General features: G+C 40.2%; 1 protein-coding gene. It reads left to right on the forward strand.

Translation table 11 applies throughout. The features are described from left to right. Positions 1-53 precede the first annotated feature (53 nt). Positions 54-605 (forward strand): GrpB family protein, encoded by a 552-nt coding sequence (locus VHA02S_RS25035; protein WP_038899244.1) that lies wholly within the window; start codon positions 54-56, stop codon positions 603-605. Positions 606-624 lie beyond the last annotated feature (19 nt).

Below are 624 nucleotides of genomic sequence, written 5' to 3' on the forward strand. Positions count from 1 at the left end.
TTGCTCACCCCTTAACAAGGCGTTAGGTTTACGAGTTAACATGGGAAGTTAAAGTGGATAAATCTGAGTTGATAAAGCGACTTGAGGAGTTAGGTGTAGGGCTAGAGCGTTTTACAGTCCAGTTAACCGACTATGTCCATACATGGTCTGCAGCCTATGATCTCATTGTTAGCGCGATTGCGCCTAATTTGGGCGGTGTGGCTATTTATCATATAGGTAGTACAGCGATCCCAGGCTCAATTGCAAAACCGATAATAGATATAGGTATCGCATATAATGACAATTTAACTCTTAAGCAAAACATTCTAGCGCTCGAATCTCTAGGCTTTACTTGCAAAGGAGAGCAGGGTGTTGAAGGTCGTTGTTTCTTTACATATTACAACGATAACGAACGTTTCGATTATATCCATGTTCATGCTTATGAGAAGGGTGACTCAAAGTTAAGAAGACATATTCAATTTAGAGATGCTCACATTCAAAACCGAGAGTTGCTAATCGAGTACAATGCCCTCAAACAGGGCTTAGTTGCAAATGGCGTCAGTAGGGAGGATTATCCTGAGGCTAAAGCAGCTTATATTCAAAGAATATTGTCACTTACATCGTAAAATCATAAACCTAACAAAC

This window comes from Vibrio harveyi NBRC 15634 = ATCC 14126 = KCTC 12724 (assembly GCF_001591145.1).
Taxonomy (GTDB): Bacteria; Pseudomonadota; Gammaproteobacteria; order Enterobacterales; family Vibrionaceae; genus Vibrio; species Vibrio harveyi.